3 protein-coding genes are annotated in these 2,326 nt (G+C 70.3%); all 3 read left to right on the forward strand.

Features of this window, described 5'->3' with window-relative positions; translation table 11 throughout:
• Nucleotides 1-837 (forward strand): aminotransferase class I/II-fold pyridoxal phosphate-dependent enzyme (locus VHK87_RS17680; protein ID WP_329636210.1); only part of this gene is annotated, 837 nt, incomplete at its 5' end.
• The gene (locus VHK87_RS17685; protein WP_329636211.1) at nucleotides 834-2,135 is read left to right on the forward strand and encodes a homoserine dehydrogenase; all 1,302 of its coding nucleotides are present in this window, start codon (nucleotides 834-836) and stop codon (nucleotides 2,133-2,135) included. The genes VHK87_RS17680 and VHK87_RS17685, both read left to right, overlap by 4 nt.
• 57 nt (nucleotides 2,136-2,192) lie before the next feature.
• The coding region (locus VHK87_RS17690; protein WP_329636212.1) for a fructose-bisphosphatase class II at nucleotides 2,193-2,326 on the forward strand (134 nt) is incomplete at its 3' end.

A 2,326-nucleotide genomic window follows, 5' to 3' on the forward strand; every position in this document is an offset into this window, starting at 1 on the left:
ATCCACGCCTACGGCTTCATCATGGCTGGCGGGGTGATCCGCCACGTGCCGGCGATGTCGCCGGAGGAGTACCTCGCTGGGATCAGCCGCGCGGTGGCCCACTCGGCGCCGCCGCCCAACGTGCTGATCGTCAGCTATCCGTCGAACCCCACCGCCCAGTGGGTCGACCTGGAGTTCTACCGCGAGGTCATCAAGCTCGCCCGCAAGCACGACCTGCTGGTGCTGTCGGACATCGCCTATTCCGAGATCTACTTCGACGATAACCCGCCGCCGTCGATCCTGCAGGTGGAGGGCGCCAAGGACATCGCCGTCGAGGTGAACTCGCTGTCGAAGACCTACGCCATGGCCGGCTGGCGGGTCGGGATGGTGGTCGGCAATGAGCGGATGTGCTCGGCCTTGGCGCGGGTGAAGTCCTACCTCGACTACGGCGCCTACACGCCGATCCAGGTGGCCGCCGCCGCGGCCCTCAACGGGCCGCAGGACTGCGTCGCCGACATCCGCGCAATCTACAAGGGGCGCCGCGACTGCCTGGTCAGCGCCATGCAACGTGCCGGCTGGGACATCCCCGCGCCGCCCGCCTCGATGTTCGCGTGGGCGCCGGTGCCGGAGAAGTTCCGCGAGGCCGGCTCCATGCTGTTCGCCAAGCTGCTGATCGAGGAGGCGGGGGTGGCGGTGTCGCCCGGCGTCGCCTTCGGGGAATACGGGGAGGGCTACGTGCGCATCGGCCTTGTGGAGAACGAGCACCGCATCCGGCAGGCGGCGCGCAACGTGCGGCGTTTCCTGGCCAACGCCGACGAGATCCTCGAGCGGGCCCACAACAGCGTGCCTTCCAAATGAGCGGGCAGGGGGACAAACGCACCTGGCGGGTCGGCGTGGCGGGCCTGGGCACCGTCGGCGCGGGGCTGCTGAACTTTCTGTCCGAGCAGCCGGAGTTCGCGCCGGCCGGCGGGCGGGCGCTCGTCACCGGCGTTTCGGCGCGCTCGAAGTCGCGCCAGCGCCCGGTGGACATTTCCAACCTGCCCTGGTTCGACGATGCGGCCCAGCTCGCCGCCTCGCCGGAGAACGACATCTTCGTCGAGCTGATCGGCGGCTCCGACGGGCCGGCCAAGATCGCCGTCGAAACCGCGCTGAGGGCCGGCAAGCCCGTGGTCACCGCCAACAAGGCGCTCATCGCCGAGCACGGCGCTGAGCTCGCGGCGCTGGCCGAGGAGGTGGGCGTTCCGCTATTGTTCGAAGCGGCGGTGATGGGCGGCACGCCGGCGGTGAAGATGCTGCGCGAGGCCATGGTGGGCGACGACGTGAAGAGCGTCGCCGGCATCCTCAACGGCACCTGCAACTACATCCTGACGGAGATGGAAGCCTCCGGCCGCCCGTTCGCCGAGGTGCTGGCGGACGCCCAGCGGCTGGGCTACGCCGAGTCCGACCCGACCATGGATGTCGGCGGCTTCGATGCGGCCCACAAGATCTCCATCCTGGCCGCCCTGGCTTTCGGCTGCGCGCCCAACTACGCGGCGGCCGAGATCGAGGGCATCGACCAGATCGACATCCTCGACATCCGGATGGCCAAGGACCTCGGCTACCGGATCAAGCTGGTGGCCTCCGCCGACCGCTCGCCGGACGGCGTGCTGGTGCGCGTGCACCCGTCGCTGGCGCCGCTGAACCACCCGCTGGCGCAGGCCGGCGGGGCGCTCAACGCCCTGTTCATCGAGGGCACGCGGATCGGGCGGATATTCATCCAGGGGCCGGGGGCGGGCTCGGGACCGACCGCCGCGGCTGTGGCCGCCGACATCGCCGACGTGATGACAGGCGCAAGCCGGCCGGTTTTCCAGGGGCCGGCCAAGTCGCTCGCCCCCTTCACGCCGGTGGATCCGCGCAAGAGCATCAGCCGGGCCTACATGCGGTTCCTCGTGCGTGACGAGCCGGGGGTGATCGCGGCGGTGTCGGAGACGCTGGCCGAGGCGGGGGTCTCCATCGAGAGCTTCCTGCAGAAGCCGGTGGAGGACGCCGGCGGGGTGCCCATCGTGCTGACCACCCACGCGGTGGCCGAGTCGGTGCTGATCTCGGCCATCGACAAGATCGCCGGACTGCCGGCCGTGATCGACCGTCCGCGGCTGTTGCGCATCGCGCGCATCTGAGGTTTGGGTACGCGCCGGGCCTTCGGGCCGCGCAGGAGTTGGGTGGGAGACCCTTTGATGAGTTCTGAGACCCTCGACCGCGGGCTGGTGCTCGACGCCGTCCGCGTGACCGAGATCGCCGCCATCGCCGCCTGGAAGCTGGTCGGCCGGGGCGACGAGAAGGCCGCCGACCAGGCCGCCGTGGACGCCAT

The organism is Phenylobacterium sp. (genome assembly GCF_036263695.1).
In the GTDB taxonomy this organism is placed as follows: Bacteria; Pseudomonadota; Alphaproteobacteria; order Caulobacterales; family Caulobacteraceae; genus Phenylobacterium.

Coding starts and splice junctions, on each gene's coding strand:
- VHK87_RS17685 (WP_329636211.1), top strand. CDS start 834: ATGAGCGGGCAGGGGGACAAACGCACCTGGCGGGTCGGCGTGGCGGGC.